This is a genomic window from Brevundimonas bacteroides DSM 4726 (assembly GCF_000701445.1).
In the GTDB taxonomy this organism is placed as follows: domain Bacteria; phylum Pseudomonadota; class Alphaproteobacteria; order Caulobacterales; family Caulobacteraceae; genus Brevundimonas; species Brevundimonas bacteroides.
This window is the reverse complement of sequence record NZ_JNIX01000013.1, coordinates 114389-137416: the sequence shown is the minus strand read 5'-3', so window position 1 is coordinate 137416 and position 23028 is coordinate 114389. Positions and strand designations below refer to the sequence as shown.

Genomic DNA, 23028 nt, shown 5'->3' with positions numbered 1-23028 from the left:
AAGTTGAGGGCAGTCTGCACGCCAACCGCTAAGGCCGGTTTCACGGTTAAGGTTTTCGGCCTATTGAAGATCAGGGTTTTCAGCCGGTTAACCTAGACCGGCAGCGCACTCCGTTTGACCACGGTCCGCATGGCCACGCTGGACGACACCCGCGTCACGCCGGCGATGGTGGTCAGCGACCGGGCGTGCACCCGCTCCAGATCGTCGACGTCCCTGACCACCAGCCGCAGCAGATAATCTGACCCACCCGTCATCAGATAGCACTCCACCACCTCGGGCACAGTGGCGATGGCGGTCTCGAAGGCCGTCAGCGCGCTCTCGGCCTGGGACGACAGGGTCACGGTGACGAAGACGCTGATGGGCAGGCCCACCGCCCGCTCGTTGATGACGGCGGCGTAGCGGCTGATGACGCCCGCTGCCTCGAGCGCGCGCAGCCGACGCAGGCAGGCGCTCTCGGACAGGGCCACCTGCCGCGCCAGTTCGCTGTTGGTCATGCGTCCGTCGGCCTGCAGCAGGCGGAGCATCTTTCTATCGATGAGGTCCAGCTCGACCGCAGAAACCGTCTTCATGGCGGACGCCCTCCGTTGCTTCTGCGACTTTACGGCGATCACTCGCCAAAAAGAACAGGAACCTGCGACGCGCCCGGCGCTATTTTCCCGCAAATCCCAAGAGGTGAGGAAACCCCATGCGCGTCGGCGTCCCCAAGGAAATCAAGAAGAACGAACACCGGGTCGGTCTGACCCCGACCGCTGTCCGCGAATACGTCGCCCACGGCCATCAGGTCTCGGTCCAGACCGGCGCGGGCCTCGGCGCCGGCTTCGCCGACGACGCCTTCGTCAAGGCCGGAGCCACCATCGTCGCCGACGCCCCGACGATCTTCGCCAACTCGGACATGATCGTGAAGGTCAAGGAGCCGCAGAAGGTCGAGTGGGAGATGCTGCGCGAGGATCAGATCCTCTACACCTACCTCCATCTCGCGCCCGATCCCGAGCAGACCAAGGGGCTGATGGCCTCGAAGTGCGCCGCCATCGCCTATGAGACAGTGACGGACGCGCGCGGCGGCCTGCCGCTGCTGGCCCCCATGTCCGAGGTGGCGGGGAGGATCGCCGTCTTCTCGGCGGCCGAGACCCTGCTGAAGCACAACGGCGGCATGGGCCTGTTGTTCTGCGGCGTGCCGGGTGTCGCGCCCGCCCGCGTGCTGGTGCTGGGCGGCGGGGTCGTCGGCCTGAACGCCGCGCGCATGGCCATGGGCCTGGGGGCCGAGGTCGTGGTGCTGGAGCGCTCGATCCCACGCATGGCCTATATCGACGAGGTCACGGGCGGCCGGGTCATCACCCGCTATTCCTCGATCGGCGCGATCGACGAGGAAGTGGTCAAGGCCGACGTCGTCATCGGCGCCGTCCTGGTGCCCGGCGCCGAGGCCCCCAAGCTGATCAAGAAGGCCCATCTGAAGCAGATGAAGCCCGGCTCGGTTCTGGTCGACGTCGCCATCGACCAGGGCGGCTGCTTCGAGACCAGCCACGCCACCACCCACGAGGACCCGACCTACACCGTCGACGGCGTCGTCCACTACTGCGTCGCCAACATGCCGGGCGCCGCGCCGCGCACGTCGTCCGAGGCGCTGAACAACGCCACCCTGCCGTTCGGGCTGGCGCTGGCCGATCATGGGCTGGAGGCGCTGCGCAAGGACCCGCACCTGGCGCGCGGCCTGAACGTGCTGCGCGGCGAGATCACCTATCCGGCGGTCGCCGAGGCGATGGGCCTGGCCTGGTCTGACCCGTTCGGCGTCTGGGCCCGCGCCTGACGGCCTGGTCCGGCAGGCGGACAAGGCGGGGGTAAGCCTTGCGACACGGGCGGGAGGCCGCGATATCCCGCCCATGTCCGACATCGATCCTGTCGCCCCGTCCCTCGACGACTTCGCCCGCCTGGCGCGCCAGGCCTTCGACGCCCTGCCCGAGCCGTTCAGGTCGGCGGCGGGCGAGGTCGTCATCCGCGTCGATGATTTTCCAGACGAGGAGACGCTGGCCTCCTTCGACATGGACGACCCGTTCGAACTGACGGGCCTCTATCACGGCCATCATATCGGCGAGCGAGACGCCCTGGGCCCCGCGCCCGAGCCCAGCCGCGTCTTCCTCTATCGCCGTCCGATCCTCGACGAATGGTGCGAACGCGGCGACGTAGGCCTCTACGAGCTCATCTCCCACGTCCTGGTCCACGAGATCGGCCACCACCTCGGCCTCGACGACGACGACATCGACGCCATCGAGGCGGAGGACTGATGGCTCCCGGGCGGGGATCCCGCTTCGTTCAAGCCGGACAGTTCGGGCTCGTCTCACGCCGGGCCACGCCCGCGCCGTCCGGAACACCCCAGACGCCGATCGATCCATGGCAGGCCGCCGCCTCGACCTCGTCGAAGGCGCCTTGGGTCTCGTCGCGCCTCTGGGCGCCCCCGCCGCTGGAAATCACCTCGGCCGACAGATCGTACCAGTTATCCTGACACTCCACCTGCTGAGGGATGCAGTTGGGCTTCAACACCGCGCAGCGCCCTACGGCTGTCCCGTCGGCGTCTTCACCCACGATCTCACAACGCAGGCTCGGCGATGTCGCGTACTGGCGGTGGATCTGGCTGGCGAGGAACGTCAGGCCCTCCGCGCCCTCGCTGATCAGTCCGGTCAGCACCTCGCGCGCCCACCCGTCACAGTCGTAGGGCTCACCCCCGTCATCCGCGCACATCACCCCCGGAGACGGCGTATCCAGACCCCACAACCGCATCCGACGCCCCTGAACCTCGATGACGCTGCCGGAGACGACCTCAGCGTCGCGCGCCTCGACCAAAGGCCCGGACTGGAGCGCCCACACCATCAGGAAGACCTGGATCATCGACGAGCTCCGAGCGGTCGCGGATCGGAAACAGAGCCGCCCTGCGCTCCGGCGTCAATTGACCGGAGCGCAGGATCAGACACTGTCAGGCACGATCTACCGCGCCCTCTTCGAGCCGTCAGCGGATCGGCAGTTCCTCGATCGGCATGGCCAGCGCCTCGAGCTGCGGACGCACCACCGAGGCGTCGCCGACCACCACCCAGACGAAGTTGTCCGGATCGATCGCCGCGCGGGCGGCGGCGTCCATCTCGGCGGGCGTCAGGGCGCGGGTACGGCTGGCCACCGTCTCCGGATAGTCGTCCGGACGGTTGTAGAGGTCGTTCGAGACCAGGGTGTTCAGGATCTGGAACGAGGTCTCGTACTGGCCCGCCAGCGAGCGCGTGTTGCCGTTCACCGCCCGGTCGCGCTCGGCCTGGGTCACCCCTTCGACCTCCAGGAAGCGGTCGTACTGGGCCATCAGGGCCTGGATCGACTCGCCCGTGCGGTTGGCCTGCACCGGCGCGTTGATGAAGTAGGGCACGCGGCCCTGCACCAGGGTCGGGCCGCCGCGCACGCCATAGGACCAGCCCTTGGTCTCGCGCAGGTCCGAGTTGATCCGCGACAGGAAGTCGGTGCCCAGGATGGAGTTGGCCACGTTCATGGTCAGCAAATCGTCGGTGCCCGACACCGGCAGAACCTGACCTGCATAGATCAGCGACTGCGGCGACTGCGGCCGGTCGATCAGGACGATGCGCGGCTGCGGCGTCGGCACGGTCACGGGGAAGGTCTTGGTCCCCTTGGCGGCCGACGGCGGCGTCCAGTCGCCCAGCGCCCGGTCCAGCTCGGCGCGAACCTCCGCGAGCGGACGATCCGACACGACATAGATCGTCGCATTGTCCGGCCGCACCCAGGCGGCGTGCTCGGACGCCAGGTCCGCGACGCTCAGCCCCCGCACGGTGGCCTCGTCACCCGTGCCGGTGAAGCCGCGGCCGTAGGGGCTGTCGGCCCCGAACAGCAGCGGCGGCAGGGCGCGCGCGGCGATGGCCGCGGGCTGGGTGCGCTCGCTGGCGATGCCGGTCAGGCGCTGGGCCCGCACCCGCTCGAAGGCGGCCGGATCCATGGCGGGGTTCCTCAGCACATCGGCCAGCAGCGTCAGCGATGAGCCCAGGTTGGCGCTCGGCGTCGACAGGGTGGCCGTCGACTGGTCCATCGAGGCCCCGATGTTGATGTTGGCGCCCAGACGCTCGCGCGCCTCGGCCAGGGCATTGGCGTCGCGGGTGCGGGTGCCTTCCTCCAGCAGGTTCAGCATCAGGCTGTGGGCCCCCAGACGATCGGGGCGGTCCGCCGCGAAGCCGGCGTCGAAGGCCACCGACACACGGGTCACCGGCACGGTGTCGACCTGGGCGTAGACGACCTCGATCCCGTTCGACAGGCGCGCGCGCTCCACCGCCGGGAAGTCCAGGTCCTCGACCTCGCCGATCTGCGGCATCGGCGGACGGGCCACGCGCTGGATCGGCTCGGCCGGAACCGGAGTCGCCCCCGACGGTGTCGCAGCCGCCTCGACATAGGCCTCGCGCTCGCCCGGCTCGATGGTGATCGACGCCACCGGTCGGCTCAGCCAGCGCTGCAGCGCCGCCTGCACCTGCGCCGGCGTCACCGAGGCATAGGCCTGGAGCTGGCGGCGATACCAGTCCGGATCGCCCGCATAGAGCTGGCCTTCCGCCAGCGTCGAGGCCTTGCCGTTGACCTGCTCCAGGCTCTGCAGCGTCTGGGCGACATAGCCGGTGGCGACCCGCGCCACTTCCTCTTCGGACGGGCCGTTCTGGATCAGGTCGGCGATGACCTGATCCAGCCGCGCCGACACCTCTGCCGCATCCTCGCCCGGCTTCACGTTGACGGTTACGCCGAACATGCCGACGCGGTGGAAGGACTGGACGCCCGCCGAAGCCGACACCGCCGTCTCGTCTCCGCGCACCAGGGCGTTGTCGAGACGCGAGCTGGCGAGCCCGCCCAGGATCGAGGCCCCGACCGCCAGAGGCACGGCCTCCTCGCTCAGCATGCCGGGAACCGCCCAGTTGCGCGTCAGGCGCGTATTGGCCACGCGGTCGCGCAGGGTGATGTTCACCGGCTCCGACAACGTCGGCACATCGGCCTGCGCCGGCTCATTGACCGGCCCGCGCGGGATCGCCCCGAAATAACGCTCGGTCAGGGTACGGGCCGTCGCCTCGTCGATGTCGCCCGACAGCACCAGCACGGCGTTGTTCGGACCATAGTTGTCGCGGAACCAGTTGCGCACCGTCTCCAGGCTGGCCGCGTCCAGATCGGCCATCGAGCCGATGGTCGAATGCCGATACGGATGCCCCTCGGGGAACAGGGCTTCCAGACGCGCATACTGGAACAGGCCATAGGGTTGGTTGTCGCCCTGACGCTTCTCGTTCTGGACGACGCCGCGCTGGAGATCGAGCACCTCCTGCCCGACCTCGCCGAGCAGGTATCCCATGCGGTCGCTTTCCAGGAACAGCGTCTGCTCCAGCGCCGGCGTCGGCACGGTCTGGAAGTAGTTGGTGCGGTCGAACCAGGTCGTGCCGTTCAGGTTGGTCGGCCCCAGCGCCCGCATCCGCCCCAGATAGCTGCCTGTCGCGTTCTCCGAACCGCCGAACATCAGGTGCTCGAACAGGTGGGCGAAACCGGTCGACCCCGCCGGCTCGTCCTTGGAGCCGACGTTGTACCAGATCGACACCGCCACCACCGGAGCCTTGCGATCCTCGTGCACGATCACCGTCAGGCCGTTGTCCAGCTGGAACCGCGACCAGGGGATGTTCACCTCGCTGACCAGCTCGGCCACCGGCGCGGCGGGCAGCTCCTGGGCCTGCACCGCGGCGGGGGCGACGGCCACGGCGGCGGGCTCCTGGGCCCAGGCGGGGGCCACGGCCAGAGCCGGGGCGGCGGCGAGGAGGGCGGCGATCGAGACGGCGCGAAGTCGCATGGAAAACAGTCCTTTTCCTGAGAAGCGGCGGAACCTTATCCACCGATTACGGCGACGCAATCTCCGGAGCCGGACATGAACAAAGAGTCACAGATCGCAGGTTTCACATCATGGTTGCGGTTCGGCCGCCACGCTGCTAATGCGAACCTATCGCAACTAGAAATCTGGCCCCCTAAGACATGACGCACCGCCTTCCAGTGTTCGCCGCAATCGCCGCTGCCCTCGTCCTGTCCGCCTGCGGCCAAAGTGGAGACACGAACGCGGCTGAGGAAGGCGGCGTCGTCAATCTCTATACGGCTCGTCATTATGACAGCGATCTGATGCTCTATGAGCGGTTCACAGAACAGACGGGCATCCGCGTCAATCGCATCGAAGGCAACGCCGACCAGCTTCTCGCGCGCATGCAGGCCGAGGGCGACGCCAGTCCTGCGGACGTCTTCGTTACTGCCGACGCAGGGGCCCTGTGGCGCGTTCAGAACGCGGGGCTGCTCCAACCCGTACAGTCCGAGACGCTGAATGCCGCCATTCCGGCCAATCTGCGCGACCCCGAGGGACGCTGGTTCGGCTTCAGCCGTCGCGCGCGCATCGTTGCCTATGATCAGGCCCGGGTTCAGCCCGCCGAGATCGACACCTACGAAGAGATCGCCTCGCCGCGGTTCCGAGGGCAACTTTGCGTCCGCTCCGCCGACAGCGTCTACAACCTCTCCCTGGTCGGCGCCCTGATCGAGGCTTGGGGTCCGGATCGTGCGCGTCAGTGGGTCGAGGGCGTCGTTGCCAACATGGCCCGCCCGCCAGAGGGCGGCGATCGCGACCAGATCCGGGCCGTCGGGGCCGGGGTCTGCCAGATCGCCCTGACGAATAGCTACTACTATATCCGCCTCGCCAGCGGTGATGATGCGGCGGACCGCGAGATCACCACGCGGGTCAAGCTGGCCTTTCCCTCGCTGGATGGACAGGGCGCTCACGTCAACATCTCGGGCGGCGGCGTCGCGGCCAACGCCCCCAATCGCGCCAACGCCATCCGGCTCCTGGAGTACCTCGCCTCAGCCGAGGCCCAGACCCTGGTGAGCCAGCACAACAATGAGTATCCCGCCAGCCCGAACGTTCCGGCGCCGGCTCCCGTCGACGCCTATGCGGACTTCCAGGCCCACCCCATGCCCGTTTCGGCCTATGGCCCACGGCAGGCCGAGGCCCTGGCCATGATGTCTGCGGCCGGTTGGCGCTGACCGCTACCTCTCTTGAGTCCTCGTCCGGCGGCCGCTCTCGCAAGAGGCGGCCGCCTTCGCTTCTGCATGTCCTGGCGCTGGCAGCGGCGCTGATTGCGCTCGTTCCCCTGATCGGGGTGATTGCTGCCGCACTTGGCTCGACCGATGCCCGCTTTGCACCATCCGACCTCGTCCGATACGGCCTGACGTCGCTGGGCCTGCTGGCGCTCGTCCTGCCCTCGGTGTCGATCCTGGGCAGCGCCGCCGCCTGGCTGGTCAGCCTTTACCGCTTCCCCGGTCGCGACCTCTTTACATGGATGCTGGCCATGCCCTTGGCCTTGCCGGCTTTCGCCCTGGCCTATGGCTACGCCGACCTTCTGGACGTCGGCGGCCCATTCCGCCTTTGGCTCCGGGATGCCGGGCTGGGCTGGTCGGGCTCCATCCGAACTCTCTGGGGCGCTGGACTGATCCTGACGCTGGCCTTCTATCCCTATGTCTATCTGACCGTCCGTTCCGCACTTACCGCGCCGGCTGCGCGCACGATCGAGGCCGCACGTCTGCTCGGCGCCTCGCCCGTGGGTCTGGCGATGCGGGTCGGCCTGCCCCTCGCCCGCCCGGCCATCGCGGCGGGGGCCGCGCTCGCGGCGATGGAGACCCTGGCCGACTATGGCGCAGTCCAGTTCCTCGGCGTCCAGACCCTGACGACGGGCGTCGTCCGTGCCTGGTTCGTGCTTGGTTCGGTCGAGACGGCGGCCCGTCTCGCCCTGCCCCTGCTTGCGCTCGCCGCCGTCCTTCTGTGGCTGGAGCGCCAGAACCGGGCAGGACGCTACGCCGAGAGCGCGAGGTCCCAGGGACGCCGGATCGCTCTCGTGCAACTGAAGGGCCCGGCCGCGAGCCTTGCCACAGCCTTCTGCGGCCTCATCATCCTGTTGGGGCTCGTGATCCCTCTCGGCTGGTTGACGGTTTCGGCACTCGATGTCGCCCCGGAGATCGGGCGGATCGCTGGCGCGGCACGAAACAGCTTCGGCCTTGGCCTGGCCGGCGCGGCCGCCACCCTGGTTCTCGCTGCCGCCATCGCGCTGGGCGCACCACGCATCCCGGTCACCGCGAGGCTGGCCAGTCTGGGCTACGCCACCCCGGGTGCGGTCATGGCCATCGGGCTGCTGGTCCCGGCTGCGGCAGTGTGGAGCGGCTTTGCGGGGTCGACCCTGGCTGCTCTGGGACTTCTGGTGTTTGCCTATGCGGCCCGGCTCATGGCGGCTGCGGTCGAGCCCCTGGAGGCCGGTCTGGCGCGGATCACCCCGACCATGGGCGAGGCCGCGCGGCTGCTCGGCCGCAACGAGGTCGCGACCGCCTGGAGCGTTCAGCTGCCCATGATCGTAGGACCGGCGCTGACGGCCGCCTTGATCGTCTTCGTCGATATCCTCAAGGAACTCCCGGCGACCCTGATCCTCAGGCCGTTCAACTTCGACACCCTGGCGGTGATGGCTGACAACTACGCACGCGACGAGCGACTGGCGAACGCCGGCTGGCCCGTCCTGGTGATCGTCCTTCTCACCCTGCCTGCCACCTGGTGGCTGACCGGCCGGATCGGGGCCGTCCGTGGCTGAGCCTGCGATCACGCTCGACCGGATCACCCGACGCTTCGGCGACCGGGCGGCGGTCGATGATGTCTCCCTGAGCCTTGCCGAGGGTCGCATCCTTGCGCTTCTAGGGCCGTCGGGCGGAGGCAAGACGACGCTGCTTCGCCTGATCGCGGGCCTTGAGGCGCCGGACGCGGGAACCCTGTCGATCGCGGGCCGGCCGGTCGCCGGGCCGGGCCTCTGGATGCCCGTCGAACAGCGCGGCGTCGCCCTGGTGTTTCAGGATCTGGCGCTGTTTCCGCACATGACGGCGCTGCAGAATGTCGCCTTTGGCCTGAAGGGGGCGACCTCGGACCGTCGCGCCCGGGCGCTCGCCTGGCTGGATCGCGTGGGGTTGGCGGACCTGGCGCATCGACACCCCCACGCCCTTTCGGGCGGTGAGCAGCAGCGTGTCGCCCTGGCCCGCGCCCTCGCGCCCGAGCCCCGGGTCGTTCTGTTTGACGAGCCCTTCTCCGCGCTCGACGCCCACCTGCGCCAGTCGGTTCGCGACGATGTGGCCCGTCTGCTGCGCGACAGCGGCGCCAGCGCCGTCATCGTCACCCATGACGCCCAGGAAGCCATGGGCATGGTGGACGCGCTGGCCATCCTCGAGGGCGGGCGGCTGATCCAGATGGATACGCCCCAGGCGGTCTATGATCACCCGATCACCGCGACCGCCGCGCGCCTCCTGGGGCCGGTCAACCTGCTGCCGGGCCAGGCTGAGGGCGGCGCCGTGGAGACGCCGTTCGGACGGGTAGCATCGGCCCAGGAAGGACCGGTCCAGATCGCGGTCAGGCCCGAGCGGCTGCATCTGGCGCAGGCCGGACTGGCGGGTCATGTGGCGGGCTGCGCCTTCGCCGGGGACTGCTGGATCGCGACGGTAGAGACGACAGCCGGCCCCCTGCGCGTCCGCGTGTCCGGCCCGACCCAGGGACAGGTCCACCTGGTCGCCGAACCCGGCGCCGTCCGTGTCCTGCCGGGCTGAGCGACCCTGAAGGCTGGATCGCCAGCCCCACGACCCGCCCGCGCCCTAGACCCACGAGACGCGCGGCCCGTCCCCCGTCCGCGTCAGCATCAGGTCCGTCACCGCCCACACCAGGGCGTCGGCCCGGTCCGGGCTCGCGCCCCCGCCGTCCTCGCCCAGCCCCATCAGCTCCTCCTCCAGCGCCGTCAGGTCGCCCAGGTGGCCGACGCGCCCCTGTTCGTACAGCGCCGCCACCGGCTCGGCCCGCGCCCGCTTGCCAGCCGTCGCCGCCACCCGCCGCACGGTCTGCGTGAGCCCTGCGGCCTTCAGCACCGCCTCCACCATGGCCCCGCCCTGGTTGGCCTCGGCCACGACCCGCACCGGACAGTCCAGCGCGGCCGCCCACCGGTCCGCCGTCCGCTTCACCCGCCCGGCCCAGCCCATGGGCGACAGCCCCGCCACGCTCGCGTCCTCCAGCACCCAGGCCGTGCCCGCCGCCCGCGCCACCACCACGATGCCGCAGGCGTCCCCGCCCTCGCCCGACAGGGTCCCCGCCGGTGGATCCACCGCCACCACCGCCCGCTCATAGGGCGCCCGCTCGCCCCCCAGCCTCCAGCTCCGCCCCAGCGCCCTTGCCCGCTCCATATCCGCATGGCCGAACAGGGCGCCGGCCGCCTCCAGCACCACGCCCTCCAGCTCCTGCGCCGCCCGCCGCGTCCCGCCGTACAGGTCCAGCATGTCCTCGACGAACCCCTCCGCCAGGTTCGCCGCATTGGCCCGCGTCGGCGCATGCGTCCGCGCGCACGACCCTTCCGCCAGCACCCCCCTCAGCGCCTTCACAGGCTTCGGCGTGGTCGTAAGGAGAAGCCGGGGCCGCCACCTCTCCTCCCCCTTCATGGGGGAGGGGGACCGCGCAGCGGTGGAGGGGGCGGCCGCGTCCGCGCTCAAGCAGCGAGGCTCCGCGAGCCGAGCGATAGCGTCACCATCTGCGCTCAAGCAGCGAGGGACCGCGTCCCGAGCGATAGCGCCACCAGGATGCCCAAGCCGAAGGCCGAGCCTCAGCATCGCCAGCGCCTCCTCCGGCCTCTCCCAGGCGCAGAACTCATCCCCCCAGGCCGCGTGGAACTGCGGCCCCCGCAGGCGTTCCGGCTCGGCGGCCGACAGCATCACCCCCACCGCCCCGCCCGGAAACACCACCCGCCGCCTGGACGCCTCCAGCCGGGGCGCCGTCCGGAACGGCAGGTTCATCAGACCGCTCGGCCCCTCCAGCATGACGGCGCGCACATCGTGCATCGTCGCCCCCACCAGGGCGATCCGCCCCCCGGCCCCCAGCCTGGCGGCCACCTCCGACACCCACTCCGCCCCCGCCCGCGTCTTCCCCGCCCCGCGCCCGCCCAGGAACACCCAGGTCCGCCAGTCCCCGTCGGGCGCCGTCTGCCCCTCATGCGCCGCCCTCTTCCAAGCCGCCCGCGCGACCCTCTCCCTCCCCCGGCGGGGGCGCACAGCCGATCGCATGCGATCGGCCCGCGAGCCTTCCTCCTTCATTCCCCCTCCGCCTCCAGCTTCTCCAGCACGAACGCCAGCGCCGCCTCGTCCTGCAGCGAGGGCCGATACCCCGTCCCCTCCTCATCGGCCGCCCCCGCCAGCATCCGCGCCAGCTTCAGGAAATCCTGCGCCGCCCGGGCATCGCCCCGACGCAGCGCCGCCACGGCCTGCGCCTGTGACAGCCGCACAGCCTCGTCCAGGCCCAGCGCCGCCCCGTCGTCGGCTCCCTCATCGATCCCCTGATGGGCCAGGGCCCCAGCCCCCGGCTCGCCCCCCAGTTCGCCCCCCGGTTCACCCCTGGCCGCCTCACGCGCCTCCTCCTCGGCGTCGCGCGCCCGCGCCACGTCGATCTTGCGCCAGCGGCCCTTCTTGGCGCGCGCGGCGATGGTGCGCTCGGCCGGGCCATAGCGCGCCGACAGCCAGGCGGCCGAGGCGCCGGCCGTGTACTCGATGCGGATGCGCGTCCACGTCCGGTCCGAGGTCACCGCATATCCGCGCTCGCGCGGTCCTCGCGCGCCCCGGCCGCTCATGGCCGCCGCCCCGGAGCCGTCCCGCCCCGGGCGGCGCCCCGGACGCCACCCTGCGGTATCTGCGGTATCGGCAGTCTGTGCAGACCCGGATTTGCAGTCGACGATTCCGCCACCCGCGCCGCCCATGGGCTGCATTGACCGCCAAATCCCCCACCCGGCGCGGGTCCCGCCCGCCGAGGCATGCCATCCCATGCCCGGTCACCCGGGCTGTGCCGCCAATGCGGCCTGCGGTTCAGAGGTTTCGTATCCATCGCCTCAGGATAGGCGATCCCCCAATGCGGGCGCGTTCAGCGCGCCTTGTTCCCACCGGCCGTTGAAAGCCTTCAGGTTTTCGGCGCGAGTTTGGATAACTCAGATTTATCGCGAACACGCCGTCGCACAGGCGCCGTCCGTCCCGGCGGCCGAGGCCCCCGCGACCGAGACCCCCAGCGCCCTCAGCTGCACCCGCGCGGCGCTCTGCAGGATCGCCTGGGGCGCGACCCGCTCGATCTCGGCCAGCATCACCCCGATGCCGATCTTTCCGTCGGCTCGCCCCAGATCGATCCCGGCCAGAACCTCCCGCAACCGGGCCGCCGTCTCCTCCGTCATCTCGCATCCTCCACAACGCCGACCCGGAGCCGATCTAGGCCGCAGAGGGGGCGCAAGGCGAGTCAATTGTTCTTGTTTTGTTCGTGCGCCCCGAAGAAGTAAGCTTGTCGGAAGACGCGTCGTACCGATCATCGAGCGGCGTTAGAACAATGCTTTTCTTCTAAAGAGAGTGTCGCTAGCCTGGCTACAACCACAAGGGAGGCAGGCTCATGAAGGGCTATATCTACATCAGCAGCCCCAACGCTGATCCGGCCAAGAATAGGAACTTGAACGATCCGATGTTCAGAAGCCCCCCGACACTTGGGGGCTGTATGCCCAATATCAGACGTCTTGTGCTGCCAGGCGACCACGTCTTTGTGATCAGCGGCACCACAAAGGGCGTGCAGCAGTACGTCGTGGGAGGATTTCAGGTGTCCGAGAAGATCAGCGCTCTTGCTGCCTATGATCGGTTTCCCGAGAACCGGCTTCGACGGGACAATGAAGGCAGACTCCAAGGTAATGTGTTGGTAGGCGCAGACGGGCAAAAGCACCCGCTGGACACGCACTCCGCGAAAAATTTTGCTTCCCGGGTGGAAAACTACCTTGTCGGCATCAATCCGGTGGCGCTGGAGACCGAAGCAGAAGTGGCGCGGGGGCGGAGCGAAACCTTGGAGCGCCTTTCATCGATTTTAGAGCGGCCTCGTGCCAACCGCGTCATTGACATCATGGGCCGATGGGCGAGGCTCGATGACGCGCAAGTCGAAAAAACGCTGGACTGGCTGCGCGGGATCAAGGCTCAACCCGCATAGAATGGCTAACGTCGCCGCCACCCTTCGAGCTCTCTCACTGCAATCACACGAGATTGCAGCGCGAACTCGCTTGGCCCCTGAACGGGTCGAGGCGATTCTCAACGGAACTCCGGTTACTGCGTCAGAGTTGCGCGCGCTCTCTCGCGGCCTGAAGTTATCCATGCGTGCCTTTGCGGCGGCTGGATCACCTTCCACCAGCCAAGAACTCGCGGCACGTTTCCGAGCGCCTGGCGTGTCTGACTCGGAGCGTGAGCCGACGCTGGATCGCTTGGCTGGCTTCGTGGATGCCGCTCTAAAAGTTCTCCCCGAAAGGCAGGACCTACCTCACTGGCTCAACGAGTTCGCCTTGAGAGGTCAAGAATCCTACGCGGAGGCACAGCGACTCGCATCTCAGTTTCGCGATGTGATTTATCCGGGGGAGCCTGATAGCCCGGCCATTGACCTTCCGCAGCGGCTTTTGGCTCTCGAGGGGCTGATCGTTAGCCAGCTCAAAAACTCGAAGTACGAGGGAGCTTCAGTTGCGGCTGGAGGCTATCTTTTTGTATTCGTGTCACCGCGCTTCCCTGCGCGAATGTTATTCACGTTGGGCCACGAGCTTGGCCACGTCGTAGCCCATCACTCGCTACAGTCTGCGCACCTGGATCTCGCCAGCAGCATAGGCAGCTATAAGAACCGGGCTGAGGGCTTCGCGGATGCGTTTTCATCGGCGTTTTTGCTGCCTGCACAAGCTGTTGGAGGAACTCTACACGAAATCCGACGCGTAATTGGCGCGACGGGTGATGCTATAGGCGATGTGGAGATACTTATACTTGCGCGACTTCATGGAGTAAGTTTCGACGTCGCTGCAAGACGATGCGAAGATCTTGACCTCCTTCCTCCTGGGGGAGCCGCTTCGCTCGCGGATTATCTTCGAAAGAACTTCGGAAACCCGGAGAAACGGGCTGACGCCCTAAATCTCCCGCCTCGACCAACCGTGCATTTTGATGCGGTATCTCCGATCTTAATGAGATACGTGCACGCCAGCGTCGAGAGTGGCGTGACATCGCCATCATGGATTGCTGACCGCCTCAATACTTCTATCGAGAGCATATACGCGTCACACGCATCGATGGACGTTCGTCGTGCGTCTTCTCATTGATGCTTGCGCTGTGATCAACTTGTACAACTGCGGGATGCTCGCGGTTGTTTGTGATTTACCCGAAATCGAGATCACAATGTCTCCTATTGTCGTGTCCGAGTGTGGCCTCGACTGCGTAGCAGAAGTAATGGAGCTTCAGGCGGCCGGTCGGATTCAGTTCGTGCCTGATGAAGAGATATCCCCGGACCGGTTTCTTGACCTAGTGAACCAGCACGACATCGGCGATGGAGAACTTGAATCCATTGCGGTCTGCGAAGCAACCAACAGTTCGTTCTGTACCGACGACCGTGCGGCGCGAACACTGGCTTCGGGTCTCCTCGGCGCACCACGTGTGATGGGAAGCCTACGGTTGCTCAAGCTTGCCGTAGAGGCTTCTCTGCTTAAGTGCACCGACGCCTTCGCTGGCTATGTTCAGATGCGCGACAGTGGCGGATTTCTGCCGCCCTTAGAGACTGATTTTTTCTGCATGGGCGACCAAGTGTGATGGCGGCCTATCCGACCCTCTGCCCGCCCAGAAACCAGCGACGCGGCTGTAAGGAGCCACAATGAAAAGTAGCAACCCTCCGAATAGCCTCCTCGCCGAGTTTGACGCCGCATACGCGACGGTCACGCTTGACCGGCGTGATGTCTATGGCGAGCCCGAGGATACTTATCGACGAATTTCGACCATGCGAACGATCATTGACGAATGCAAAGATCCTCAGATCCGCGAAATCCTCGGGATGATCGTGACGAAGGTCGTCAGATTGGTTCAAACCCCCGACCATCTAGATTCATGGGTCGACGTCGCTGGCTACGCACGCTGTGGCGTAATGGTTCTGAACGACCGCGCTTCGGACTAGGCGTGGAGAGGTAGATGACCATCCAACGTAGGTTGAACCCTGGATCTGGGGTCATTGAACTCTGGTGGGTCGCAGCTAACTCGGAGATGGAGGGCGAAAGCCATCTGCTCGGTGAAGAAGAACCGTTATCATACTCGAACGAGAGTGTTGCCAACGAAGAGGTTGCGATCTGCTGGGCTCAAGGGCGAACGCTCGGCAACGTCGAAATTCGATCACCACGTCTTCTCAACCAGCTCGCGGCGAAGCACGGAGATAAGGTGAATGTGCCGTGCGATTTTGTTTATGCTGGAAAGTTCCGGCACGGAGTGGATCGCTGGTGGTGTCGCACGCACCAAAATCATTGGGGCACCAAGGCTGACATCGCTGCCCTGCAGACGTCAGGCCTGCTCCGATGCGTTGGTCACGCCGAACCAATGAACTATCTTGTTGGCCCGTTCTCTGTGAACCTTGATGCTCACGCAGAGGTCGGCGTTTGGTGTTCGCTGCCGGCAGCGCTTTCTACGCAGGAGATCAAGCCGCGTCCGCCTCAGATACATGTCCATGTGCGTGATGCGCACGGTGCCATGAAGCTTATCGACCGGGACTTCCCTGCGATCTCCGCGACCTACACGAGCCGACGCGGCTTCCTCACCAGCGGTGACACGAACCGCGTAGATATTACCCCCCCGGCAGCCTTCGAGTTCGTGTGCGCACTAGAATCTCACAAAGAGCTGGGGTGCATCGACTGTTCGCACTGTGGTCAGCCTCATCTCGATCTCGGTGACTTTGGAAAAACACCACACCGAAAACATTTCTGCGCAAACTGCGGACGAGATAGCACTTGGAGCAAGGGTCCGATCATCTCTACGCCGTTGAAACCTTTGCATGATCGCTCCGCCACGCACCTGACCTGCGTAATGCCGGATAGGGGCTTGAACCTGGATGATTTCAAGGGCTGCAACTACCGGGTCTGGGCGTCTACGCCCGCTATCGTCTGGACCGCCGCCCGCCCTCAAGAGTACGGAATTCATGTTCACGTGCACAACGGCACTGAACGGATAATCGACGATACATTCGGCGAAGTGATCGTTGATGGCAGAGTCCTTGTGCGCGAAGAGCTTCTACAGATGATGATCCGACGCGCGATTGTCTAAATCTCGCAAAGCCCTGCTTTAGTTCACAGCAACGAAAAAGGGCGGGCCCGTCGCCGGACCCGCCCTCTCTGTCCCGGCTCGGAGGCCGGGATGACAAGACTTCCCGAGGCGCGCTGTGTGCGCCTCGACGTGCTTAGAAGTCCATGTCGCCCATGCCGCCCATGCCGCCCGGAGCGCCGCCGGCCGGGGCCGACTTCTTGGGGGCGTCGGCGACGGCGGCTTCCGTCGTGATCAGGATGCCGGCGACCGAGGCCGCGTCCTGAAGGGCGGTGCGGACGACCTTGGCCGGGTCGATCACGCCCATGGCGACCAGGTCGCCGTACTCTTCGGTCTGGGCGTTGAAGCCGTAGGTGGCCGAGGGGTTCTCCAGCACCTTGCCGACGACGATCGAGCCCTCGACCCCGGCGTTCTCCGAGATCTGGCGGATCGGCGCCTGGATGGCGCGGCGGATGATGGCGATGCCGGCGGTCTGGTCGGCGTTGTCGCCGGTCAGGCCTTCCAGCGCCTTGGTCGCCTTCAGCAGGGCGATGCCGCCGCCGGGGACGATGCCTTCCTCAACCGCCGCGCGGGTGGCGTTCAGGGCGTCGTCGACGCGGTCCTTCTTCTCCTTGACCTCGACCTCGGTCGAGCCGCCGACGCGGATGACCGCGACGCCGCCGGCCAGCTTGGCCAGACGCTCCTGCAGCTTCTCCTTGTCGTAGTCCGAGGTGGTGTCCTCGATCTGCTTCTTGATCTGGGAGATGCGGGCCTCGATCGCGTCCTTCTCACCGACGCCGTCCACGATGGTGGTGTCGTCCTTGGTGATGGTGACCTTCTTGGCCTTGCCGAGCATGTCCAGCGTGACGTTCTCGAGCTTGATGCCCAGGTCCTCGGAGATGACCTGGCCGCCGGTCAGGACGGCGATGTCCTCCAGCATGGCCTTGCGGCGATCGCCGAAGCCCGGAGCCTTGACGGCGGCGACGCGCAGTCCGCCGCGCAGCTTGTTGACCACCAGGGTGGCGAGCGCCTCGCCCTCGATGTCCTCGGCGATGATCAGCAGCGGGCGACCCGACTGGACCACGGCTTCCAGGATCGGCAGCATGGCCTGCAGCGACGACAGCTTCTTTTCGAACAGCAGGATCAGAGGCTCCTCGAGCTGGGCCTCCATCTTGTCGGCGTTGGTGATGAAGTAGGGCGACAGGTAGCCGCGGTCGAACTGCATGCCCTCGACGACGTCCAGCTCGGTCTCGGCGGTCTTGGCCTCTTCGACGGTGATGACGCCTTCGTTGCCGACCTTTTCCATGGCCTGGGCGATCATGTCGCCGACTTCCTTGTCGCCGTTGGCCGAGATGGTGCCGACCTGGGCGATCTCGGAGTTGGCCGAGACCTTCTTGGCGTTGGACTTCACTTCTTCCAGGACCGCGGTCACGGCCTTGTCGATGCCGCGCTTCAGGTCCATCGGGTTCATGCCGGCGGCCACGGCCTTCAGGCCTTCCTGGACGATCGACTGGGCCAGGACCGTCGCGGTGGTGGTGCCGTCACCCGCCTTGTCGTTCGTCTTGGACGCGACTTCGCGGATCATCTGGGCGCCCATGTTCTCGAAGGCGTCTTCCAGCTCGATTTCCTTGGCGACCGAGACGCCGTCCTTGGTCGAGCGCGGGGCGCCGAAGGACTTCTGGATGACGACGTTGCGGCCCTTGGGCCCCAGCGTCACCTTCACGGCGTTGGCGAGCACGTTGACGCCGCGCAGCATCTTGTCGCGCGCGTCGGTGTTGAAATTCACGATCTTGGCGGCCATCCGGCAGCTCCTGTCTAGAATGTTAGAGTAAAGAGAAAGTCGTCAGCGCCGGTGCTTAAGCAAGCACGCCCAGCACATCTGACTCCTTCATGATTATCAGGTCTTCGCCTTCCAGCTTGACCTCAGTGCCCGACCACTTGCCGAACAGGATGCGGTCGCCGGCCTTCAGCTCCAGCGCGTTGACCTTGCCGGTCTCGTCGCGCAGGCCGGGGCCGACCGAGATCACTTCGCCTTCCTGGGGCTTTTCCTTGGCGGTGTCGGGGATGATGATCCCGCCCTTGGTCTTGGATTCTTCTTCCACGCGCTTGACCAGCACGCGGTCGCCGAGAGGACGAAACGCCATCTGTGAGTTCTCCGATGAGCTCGAAATAAAGGTCTTTAGTCAGCCGCCCTGCGGCACGGATTAGCAGCCGTGACCGTCGAGTGCTAACGCGCGGTGCAGATAGGTCCAGGCGCTTGTCGCGTCAAGGCCCGAACCCGGCCGATGAACGCCAGATGAACGGAATCCTGACGCGCCCGTTCAGGTTTTGAGGCGCAAACCGGTTTCGTCAGTCGCTGTTCGCTCAAGGGTGAGCCAACGTCGCTGAGAAGGCATGGAGGGGCATCATGAAGATCAGCCGTCTGTTCGTCGCCGGGGCCGCCGCCCTTGTCCTGTCCTCTGGTCTGGCCGCCGTGGCCGCGCCCGCCGAGGCGCAGAGCCGCCATGACCGTCGCCATTACGATCGGCACGATGACGACGACGACGCGGCCGAGAACGCCATCCTCGGCGCGGTCGTAGGCGGTATCGCCGGGGCCATCATCGGCGAGGGCGACGGACGGGCGGTGGCGACCGGGGCGCTTGCCGGGGCCGCGCTTGGGGTCGCGTCTTCGGACGACGACCGTCGCGGCTATCGCGGCTACGGCGGGTCTTACGGATACAGCTACGGCTCGGCCTACCCATCGTATGGCTATGGATACGGTTCGTCTTACCCGTCCTACGGCTACAACAGCCACGGCTCCTATCGCAGCGACTGCGACTACTATCGGGACGGCCGCTGCTGGCGGAACCGGGGCCACTGGGAACGCGAGAACGGCATCAACAGCCGCGACGGCTACGATCGCTATGAACGCGGCATTCTGCGTGACGATCGGCGCGATCGCCGGGACGACCGCCGCGATTGGCGCTCGAACCGCCGGGACGACCACCGTGACCGCCGGGATGACCGTCGCGACGACCGCCGCTGGCGCAACTACTGAGGCCGGCCCGCCTCAGTCCATGAGGCGGGTCAGCAGATCGGCCGTCGACGGATCCAGTCCGTCCGACGGCCCTCCGGCCTCGACATCCCTCAGGATCGCCTGGGCCAGCACCTTGCCCAGTTCGACGCCCCACTGGTCGAAGCTGTTGATGTCCCAGATCACGCCCTCGACGAAGGTCTTGTGCTCATAGAGGGCGATCAGGGCGCCCACCGCCTCGGGCGTCAGGGCCTCCAGCACGATGGTGGTCGAGGGCCGGTCGCCCGGAAACGTCTTGTGCGCCGCCAGCCGGTCGGCCTCGGCGGGGTCGAGGCCCGACAGCTCGGCGCGCGCCGCCTCGGTCGTCTTGCCCTGCATCAGCGCCTGCCCATGCGCCAGGGCATTGGCCCACAGCGGCGCCTCCGCCGCGTCGCCGTGCGTCCGGCGCACGACCACGAATTCGGCGGGCACGACCTCCGGACCCTGGTGGATCTGCTGGAAGAAAGCGTGCTGGCCGTTGGTGCCGGGCTCGCCGAACACGACCGGACAGGTCCCGCGCGTCGCGGGCGAGCCGTCCCGCCTGACCCGCTTGCCGTTCGATTCCATTTCCAGCTGCTGCAGGAAGGCGGGCAGGCGGCGGAGCCCGTGGGCATAGGGGGCGACGCTGCGCGCCCGCCGCTTCAGCCCGTCGACGTTCCAGACCTGGGCCAGCCCCATCAGGACCGGCGCGTTCCTCTCCAGCGGCGCGTTTAGGAAGTGCGCGTCCATCGCCCGCGCGCCGTCCAGCATCCGTCCGAACACCTCCGGCCCCAGGCCGATGACGCAGGACAGGCTGACCGCCGACCACAGGGAGTATCGCCCGCCGACCCAGTCGCGGAAGGCGAAGGTCCGTCCGCAGCCGAAGGCCTGCGCCCGGTCCGGCGCCGCCGTCACTCCGATGAAGTGCTTCTCGCGTCCGGCCTCGGGCAGGGCCTTGGCCAGCCAGGCCTTGGCCCGCTCGGCATTGGCCAGCGTCTCCTGCGTCGTGAAGGTCTTGGACACGACGATCACCAGCGTTGTCTCCGGATCGAGCCCGGTCAGGGCCTCGGCCATGTCGCGCGGGTCGATGTTGGCGACGAAGCGCACATCGATCGCCGGGTCCAGCGGCCGCAGCGCGTCCCACGCCAGGCGCGGCCCCAGGTCCGACCCGCCGATGCCGACGTGGACGATGGCCTTGAAGGCCTTGCCCGTCGCCCCGGTCTCAAGGCCTTCGCGCACGGCGGTCGCATACTCGGCCATGGCGCCGCGGACCTCGGCCACCTCGGCCGACACGGGTTCGCCCAGAGCCCGGAACTCCGCTCCGTCCGCCGCCCTCAGCGCGGGGTGCAGAACCGCCCGGCCCTCGGTGTCATTGACGGCCTCGCCCCCGAACAGCCGCGCTCGCGCCGCCTCCACGCCTGACGCGCGAGCGAGCTCCAGACAGGCGTCGAAGGCTTCCCGCGTCCAGCTCTGTTTCGACAGGTCCAGCCACAGGCCCGCCGCCTCCAGCGTCATCCGCGACAGACGGTCCGGATCGGCCGCGAACTGATCCAGGATCTTGGCCTCGCGGTCCCGGTCGGCGGCGGCGTCGAAGGCGGTCCAGGCGGCATCGGTCATGGGGTCTTCCGGATCGGGCAGGGCAAGGTCTCGTTTACGGTCGGGGCGTAGACCGGTTCAATCGCCGATTCGCGAAACGGAGCCCGCCATGACCTGTGGCATCGCCCTCGCCGCCGCCCTGCTGCTGTCCGATCCCAACGTCGCGCTCGCCGCCGCCGAGCCTGCGGCGGTCGCCGGCGCCCCGGTCTCGGTCGCGTCCGAGCCCCTGTTCGCCGACATCGTGGCCCGCGCCTCGGCGCTGAAGGCCCTGTCCCAGGGCTTCGCCCCCGAGGCCGCTCCGGCGGGCTGGACCGACTTCCGCGCCCAGGCAGGCGAGCTCGCCGGTCTCGACATGCAGGCCCACCTGATTCTGGCCGAACGGGGCACGGACGGCGACCTGAAGTGCATCCTGCGCGGCATCGCCGAGGACATTCCGATCAAGCTCGACGCCGTCGAACAGGCGGCCAGTCCCGAGGCCCGGGCGCTCGCCCTGTCGGAGCTGACCTATCTGCTGAACGACAACGTCGAGGTCATCACCTCTCCGCCGCAGCCGGAGGCATAGCTCCGGCTAGGCTAGGCTCATTTCGTATGGAGAGTGGGTGCCTTAACGTGAAATCCGAACTCCCTGACTAAGGTGAAGCTCAGCGTCGCTTGGCACACGCGGGCAAGCCAGCAGGTAGCGGTCCGGATCAGGCAAAATGCGTCATGTCGATTGTGTCTGGCCCAGTCATCCTGGTTCGGAGAGCGGCCGCAAGCGCATCCAAATCAGGTCCCGCCACTGGTCTGATCGGCGGCCATAGTCGATCTTGGCCTTGGTTTGGGAGGATTTTCACCGCACCAAGTGGGTCCACGGCGAGGACCCCAATATCGATGTCTCGGACATAAAGGGCGAGGACAGCAAGGCGACCGAGCCCCCATATGGTCAGCTTTACGTTTCGGATGCCGGTCCGGGTTTCCAACGACTTGGTAGCCTCAAAGGCATTGCTATAGATCGCGGTTCGCCAGTTTGGATCGTCCATAGCTAGCGCCCAAATCGAAAGGTTCTTTGGCGTTTCGCGGCTCGTGTAGAAAGCGGCCCTTTCTTCTTTACTGATTACGGGCTGAGCCCGCGGCTCTTGGTCCCACACCATGAGCTTCATGGTCAGATAGCGCGCCAGGAGTTCTTGGTTCGCACACGTCAGTGTCGTGTCCGTCCCAAGGATCAAGCGGCTCAGAAGTGGCCTGACTTCCTGCTCCATGGCCGACATCCAGCCATTGTTACAGCTCTGGCAAACCACCCTAAGGCGAGACGATGTTGCCGCCCCTTGTCTAGTAATCTGATCGCTGATTACAGGCTGACCACCGAACCGGTCGACCTTAGTAATGTTGTAGCCGCCGCTTCGCCTTGGAATGAGGTCATGGATCCACTTAGCCCAAAGGTGCTCGCGGGACAGCTTCCCTCCTGAGCAGAAGACGCAGCCACTTCGCCCGACATCGAGCGGCAACATTGAAGTTCCGCTGCTCTCCATCAACTACCTAGCGCAGCAGTCCATACCGGCGGTTCAGAGCAGTCTAAGCCTCCTCAGGATACTTGATCGAGCAGCCGTAGGGCGTGGCGAACGCCGTGCGCACCGGCCGTCCGGCTTCCAGATCATCAAGCGCGGCGCGGACGAAGTTGTTCGCCCCTTCCAGATCCTCGACCTTGTTGGTCGGACGGTCGTCGATGCCGCCCTCGAAGACGATGCGGCCCTCGGGGTCGATCACCCGCATGTCCGGCGTGGTCACCGCGCCATAGAGCTTGCCCACTTCGCCGGTTGGGTCGAGCAGCAGATGGGTGAAGGCGGCCGAATGGGTGTCGCGATAGGCGCGGGCGGCGTCGCCCGTGACATAGCCCTGCTTGCCCGGAGCCGAGGAGACGATGGTCAGCCAGACGACGCCGTCGGCGGTCGCCTCGCGCTGGAGCGCCTGCATGGCCCCGGTCGAATAGTGCTTCTGGACGTAGGGGCAACCCTCGTTGGTCCATTCGATCACGACCGTCTTGCCGCGGAAGTCGGCGAGCGACCGCTGAACCCCTTCCGCGTCCGTCAGGGTGAAGGCGGGGGCCAGCCCCGTCTGGGCCGTGTCGGCTTCGGTGGCGCTGGCGGGCGTCGCGGCCGTTTCGGCGGCGGGGGCCTCGGCCTGCTGGCAGGCGGCCAGAGCGAGCGCCGCCAGCGCGGGAGCGAGGATGCGAAGGGTCTTCATGCGTC

23 protein-coding genes are annotated in these 23028 nt (G+C 66.9%); 12 read left to right on the top strand and 11 right to left on the bottom strand.

Annotated features, from left to right (window positions below; translation table 11 throughout):
* Positions 1–92: 92 nt before the first annotated feature.
* Complete coding sequence (locus Q333_RS0111810) at positions 93–569, bottom strand: Lrp/AsnC family transcriptional regulator (protein ID WP_029417188.1); 477 nt, start codon at positions 567–569, stop codon at positions 93–95.
* Between the two features lie 116 nt (positions 570–685).
* Here Q333_RS0111810 and ald point away from each other — a divergent pair, with 116 nt between their 5' ends.
* Together ald and Q333_RS0111800 are read left to right on the top strand one after the other, a co-directional pair.
* Positions 686–1804, top strand: coding sequence for an alanine dehydrogenase (gene ald / locus Q333_RS0111805; RefSeq protein WP_029417186.1), 1119 nt, complete (start codon positions 686–688; stop codon positions 1802–1804).
* A 73-nt stretch (positions 1805–1877) separates the two neighbouring features.
* On the top strand, positions 1878–2279 hold the full coding sequence (locus tag Q333_RS0111800; protein ID WP_029417184.1) for a metallopeptidase family protein: 402 nt from the start codon (positions 1878–1880) through the stop codon (positions 2277–2279).
* A gap of 28 nt (positions 2280–2307) precedes the next feature.
* On the opposite strand, the gene Q333_RS0111795 is transcribed toward Q333_RS0111800, so the two are convergent.
* Both Q333_RS0111795 and Q333_RS0111790 read right to left on the bottom strand, forming a co-directional pair.
* Entirely contained in the window at positions 2308–2880 is a 573-nt protein-coding gene (locus Q333_RS0111795; RefSeq protein ID WP_029417182.1) for a hypothetical protein, read from the bottom strand.
* A 118-nt stretch (positions 2881–2998) separates the two neighbouring features.
* Positions 2999–5845, bottom strand: coding sequence for a M16 family metallopeptidase (locus Q333_RS0111790; protein WP_029417180.1), 2847 nt, complete (start codon positions 5843–5845; stop codon positions 2999–3001).
* 179 nt (positions 5846–6024) lie between these two features.
* Here Q333_RS0111790 and Q333_RS0111785 point away from each other — a divergent pair, with 179 nt between their 5' ends.
* The 3 genes from Q333_RS0111785 to Q333_RS0111775 are packed head-to-tail and all read left to right on the top strand — an operon-like array spanning position 6025 to position 9657.
* Complete coding sequence (locus tag Q333_RS0111785; protein WP_029417178.1) at positions 6025–7071, top strand: Fe(3+) ABC transporter substrate-binding protein; 1047 nt, start codon at positions 6025–6027, stop codon at positions 7069–7071.
* Positions 7062–8660, top strand: a complete 1599-nt coding sequence (locus tag Q333_RS0111780) for an ABC transporter permease (RefSeq protein ID WP_051651287.1) — start codon at positions 7062–7064, stop codon at positions 8658–8660. Before Q333_RS0111785 ends, Q333_RS0111780 begins: the two co-directional genes overlap by 10 nt.
* Entirely contained in the window at positions 8653–9657 is a 1005-nt protein-coding gene (locus Q333_RS0111775) for an ABC transporter ATP-binding protein (protein WP_029417174.1), read from the top strand. The genes Q333_RS0111780 and Q333_RS0111775 overlap by 8 nt, the downstream gene beginning before the upstream one ends.
* A gap of 45 nt (positions 9658–9702) precedes the next feature.
* Here the strand turns inward: Q333_RS0111775 and Q333_RS17740 are convergent, their stop codons facing one another.
* The 3 genes from Q333_RS17740 to Q333_RS0111760 form a co-directional block, all read right to left on the bottom strand.
* Positions 9703–11181 carry a terminase large subunit domain-containing protein gene (locus tag Q333_RS17740; RefSeq protein WP_051651286.1) on the bottom strand — a complete coding sequence of 493 codons (1479 nt, stop codon included), beginning with the start codon at positions 11179–11181 and terminating at the stop codon, positions 9703–9705.
* Complete coding sequence (locus tag Q333_RS0111765; RefSeq protein ID WP_029417170.1) at positions 11178–11711, bottom strand: hypothetical protein; 534 nt, start codon at positions 11709–11711, stop codon at positions 11178–11180. The genes Q333_RS17740 and Q333_RS0111765 overlap by 4 nt, the downstream gene beginning before the upstream one ends.
* 357 nt (positions 11712–12068) lie before the next feature.
* Positions 12069–12299, bottom strand: coding sequence for a hypothetical protein (locus Q333_RS0111760; protein ID WP_029417169.1), 231 nt, complete (start codon positions 12297–12299; stop codon positions 12069–12071).
* Between the two features lie 209 nt (positions 12300–12508).
* Here Q333_RS0111760 and Q333_RS17665 point away from each other — a divergent pair, with 209 nt between their 5' ends.
* From Q333_RS17665 to Q333_RS0111735, 5 genes are all read left to right on the top strand, one after another.
* Positions 12509–13087, top strand: coding sequence for a hypothetical protein (locus tag Q333_RS17665; RefSeq protein WP_029417167.1), 579 nt, complete (start codon positions 12509–12511; stop codon positions 13085–13087).
* Between the two features lie 160 nt (positions 13088–13247).
* Positions 13248–14225: an ImmA/IrrE family metallo-endopeptidase gene (locus Q333_RS17380; RefSeq protein WP_162175589.1), complete on the top strand. Its 978-nt coding sequence runs from the start codon at positions 13248–13250 to the stop codon at positions 14223–14225.
* Positions 14209–14709 carry a hypothetical protein gene (locus Q333_RS0111745; RefSeq protein WP_157072452.1) on the top strand — a complete coding sequence of 167 codons (501 nt, stop codon included), beginning with the start codon at positions 14209–14211 and terminating at the stop codon, positions 14707–14709. Before Q333_RS17380 ends, Q333_RS0111745 begins: the two co-directional genes overlap by 17 nt.
* Positions 14710–14770: 61 nt before the next feature.
* Positions 14771–15067 (top strand): DUF6378 domain-containing protein, encoded by a 297-nt coding sequence (locus Q333_RS0111740; protein ID WP_029417164.1) that lies wholly within the window; start codon positions 14771–14773, stop codon positions 15065–15067.
* 14 nt (positions 15068–15081) lie between these two features.
* On the top strand, positions 15082–16200 hold the full coding sequence (locus tag Q333_RS0111735; protein WP_035294300.1) for a hypothetical protein: 1119 nt from the start codon (positions 15082–15084) through the stop codon (positions 16198–16200).
* A 133-nt stretch (positions 16201–16333) separates the two neighbouring features.
* Here the strand turns inward: Q333_RS0111735 and groL are convergent, their stop codons facing one another.
* Together groL and Q333_RS0111725 are read right to left on the bottom strand one after the other, a co-directional pair.
* A complete protein-coding gene (gene groL / locus Q333_RS0111730) occupies positions 16334–17977 on the bottom strand; it encodes a chaperonin GroEL (RefSeq protein ID WP_029417162.1) in 1644 nt (547 codons plus the stop codon).
* A 55-nt stretch (positions 17978–18032) separates the two neighbouring features.
* A complete protein-coding gene (locus tag Q333_RS0111725; protein WP_029417161.1) occupies positions 18033–18320 on the bottom strand; it encodes a co-chaperone GroES in 288 nt (95 codons plus the stop codon).
* A 263-nt stretch (positions 18321–18583) separates the two neighbouring features.
* Here Q333_RS0111725 and Q333_RS16585 point away from each other — a divergent pair, with 263 nt between their 5' ends.
* The gene (locus Q333_RS16585; protein ID WP_035294297.1) at positions 18584–19213 is read left to right on the top strand and encodes a hypothetical protein; all 630 of its coding nucleotides are present in this window, start codon (positions 18584–18586) and stop codon (positions 19211–19213) included.
* A gap of 12 nt (positions 19214–19225) precedes the next feature.
* On the opposite strand, the gene pgi is transcribed toward Q333_RS16585, so the two are convergent.
* A complete protein-coding gene (pgi, locus tag Q333_RS0111710; protein WP_029417159.1) occupies positions 19226–20824 on the bottom strand; it encodes a glucose-6-phosphate isomerase in 1599 nt (532 codons plus the stop codon).
* Positions 20825–20912: 88 nt separating this feature from the next.
* On the opposite strand from pgi, the gene Q333_RS0111705 reads away from it, so the two are divergent.
* Complete coding sequence (locus tag Q333_RS0111705) at positions 20913–21365, top strand: hypothetical protein (protein WP_029417158.1); 453 nt, start codon at positions 20913–20915, stop codon at positions 21363–21365.
* Between the two features lie 127 nt (positions 21366–21492).
* Here Q333_RS0111705 and Q333_RS0111700 read toward each other — a convergent pair whose 3' ends face one another.
* Positions 21493–22041 (bottom strand): hypothetical protein, encoded by a 549-nt coding sequence (locus tag Q333_RS0111700; protein WP_157072451.1) that lies wholly within the window; start codon positions 22039–22041, stop codon positions 21493–21495.
* Positions 22042–22354: 313 nt separating this feature from the next.
* On the bottom strand, positions 22355–23023 hold the full coding sequence (locus tag Q333_RS0111695; RefSeq protein ID WP_029417154.1) for a thioredoxin family protein: 669 nt from the start codon (positions 23021–23023) through the stop codon (positions 22355–22357).
* Between the last annotated feature and the right edge of the window lie 5 nt (positions 23024–23028).

What these genes read in the sequence shown, in the direction of transcription:
- Q333_RS0111810 (WP_029417188.1), bottom strand. Translation starts at nt 569, where the DNA reads ATGAAGACGGTTTCTGCGGTCGAGCTGGACCTCATCGATAGAAAGATG.
- ald (WP_029417186.1), top strand. Translation starts at nt 686, where the DNA reads ATGCGCGTCGGCGTCCCCAAGGAAATCAAGAAGAACGAACACCGGGTC.
- Q333_RS0111800 (WP_029417184.1), top strand. Translation starts at nt 1,878, where the DNA reads ATGTCCGACATCGATCCTGTCGCCCCGTCCCTCGACGACTTCGCCCGC.
- Q333_RS0111795 (WP_029417182.1), bottom strand. Translation starts at nt 2,880, where the DNA reads ATGATCCAGGTCTTCCTGATGGTGTGGGCGCTCCAGTCCGGGCCTTTG.
- Q333_RS0111790 (WP_029417180.1), bottom strand. Translation starts at nt 5,845, where the DNA reads ATGCGACTTCGCGCCGTCTCGATCGCCGCCCTCCTCGCCGCCGCCCCG.
- Q333_RS0111785 (WP_029417178.1), top strand. Translation starts at nt 6,025, where the DNA reads ATGACGCACCGCCTTCCAGTGTTCGCCGCAATCGCCGCTGCCCTCGTC.
- Q333_RS17740 (WP_051651286.1), bottom strand. Translation starts at nt 11,181, where the DNA reads ATGAAGGAGGAAGGCTCGCGGGCCGATCGCATGCGATCGGCTGTGCGC.
- Q333_RS0111765 (WP_029417170.1), bottom strand. Translation starts at nt 11,711, where the DNA reads ATGAGCGGCCGGGGCGCGCGAGGACCGCGCGAGCGCGGATATGCGGTG.
- Q333_RS0111760 (WP_029417169.1), bottom strand. Translation starts at nt 12,299, where the DNA reads ATGACGGAGGAGACGGCGGCCCGGTTGCGGGAGGTTCTGGCCGGGATC.
- Q333_RS17665 (WP_029417167.1), top strand. Translation starts at nt 12,509, where the DNA reads ATGAAGGGCTATATCTACATCAGCAGCCCCAACGCTGATCCGGCCAAG.
- Q333_RS17380 (WP_162175589.1), top strand. Translation starts at nt 13,248, where the DNA reads ATGCGTGCCTTTGCGGCGGCTGGATCACCTTCCACCAGCCAAGAACTC.
- Q333_RS0111740 (WP_029417164.1), top strand. Translation starts at nt 14,771, where the DNA reads ATGAAAAGTAGCAACCCTCCGAATAGCCTCCTCGCCGAGTTTGACGCC.
- Q333_RS0111735 (WP_035294300.1), top strand. Translation starts at nt 15,082, where the DNA reads ATGACCATCCAACGTAGGTTGAACCCTGGATCTGGGGTCATTGAACTC.
- groL (WP_029417162.1), bottom strand. Translation starts at nt 17,977, where the DNA reads ATGGCCGCCAAGATCGTGAATTTCAACACCGACGCGCGCGACAAGATG.
- Q333_RS0111725 (WP_029417161.1), bottom strand. Translation starts at nt 18,320, where the DNA reads ATGGCGTTTCGTCCTCTCGGCGACCGCGTGCTGGTCAAGCGCGTGGAA.
- Q333_RS16585 (WP_035294297.1), top strand. Translation starts at nt 18,584, where the DNA reads ATGAAGATCAGCCGTCTGTTCGTCGCCGGGGCCGCCGCCCTTGTCCTG.
- pgi (WP_029417159.1), bottom strand. Translation starts at nt 20,824, where the DNA reads ATGACCGATGCCGCCTGGACCGCCTTCGACGCCGCCGCCGACCGGGAC.
- Q333_RS0111705 (WP_029417158.1), top strand. Translation starts at nt 20,913, where the DNA reads ATGACCTGTGGCATCGCCCTCGCCGCCGCCCTGCTGCTGTCCGATCCC.
- Q333_RS0111700 (WP_157072451.1), bottom strand. Translation starts at nt 22,041, where the DNA reads ATGGAGCAGGAAGTCAGGCCACTTCTGAGCCGCTTGATCCTTGGGACG.
- Q333_RS0111695 (WP_029417154.1), bottom strand. Translation starts at nt 23,023, where the DNA reads ATGAAGACCCTTCGCATCCTCGCTCCCGCGCTGGCGGCGCTCGCTCTG.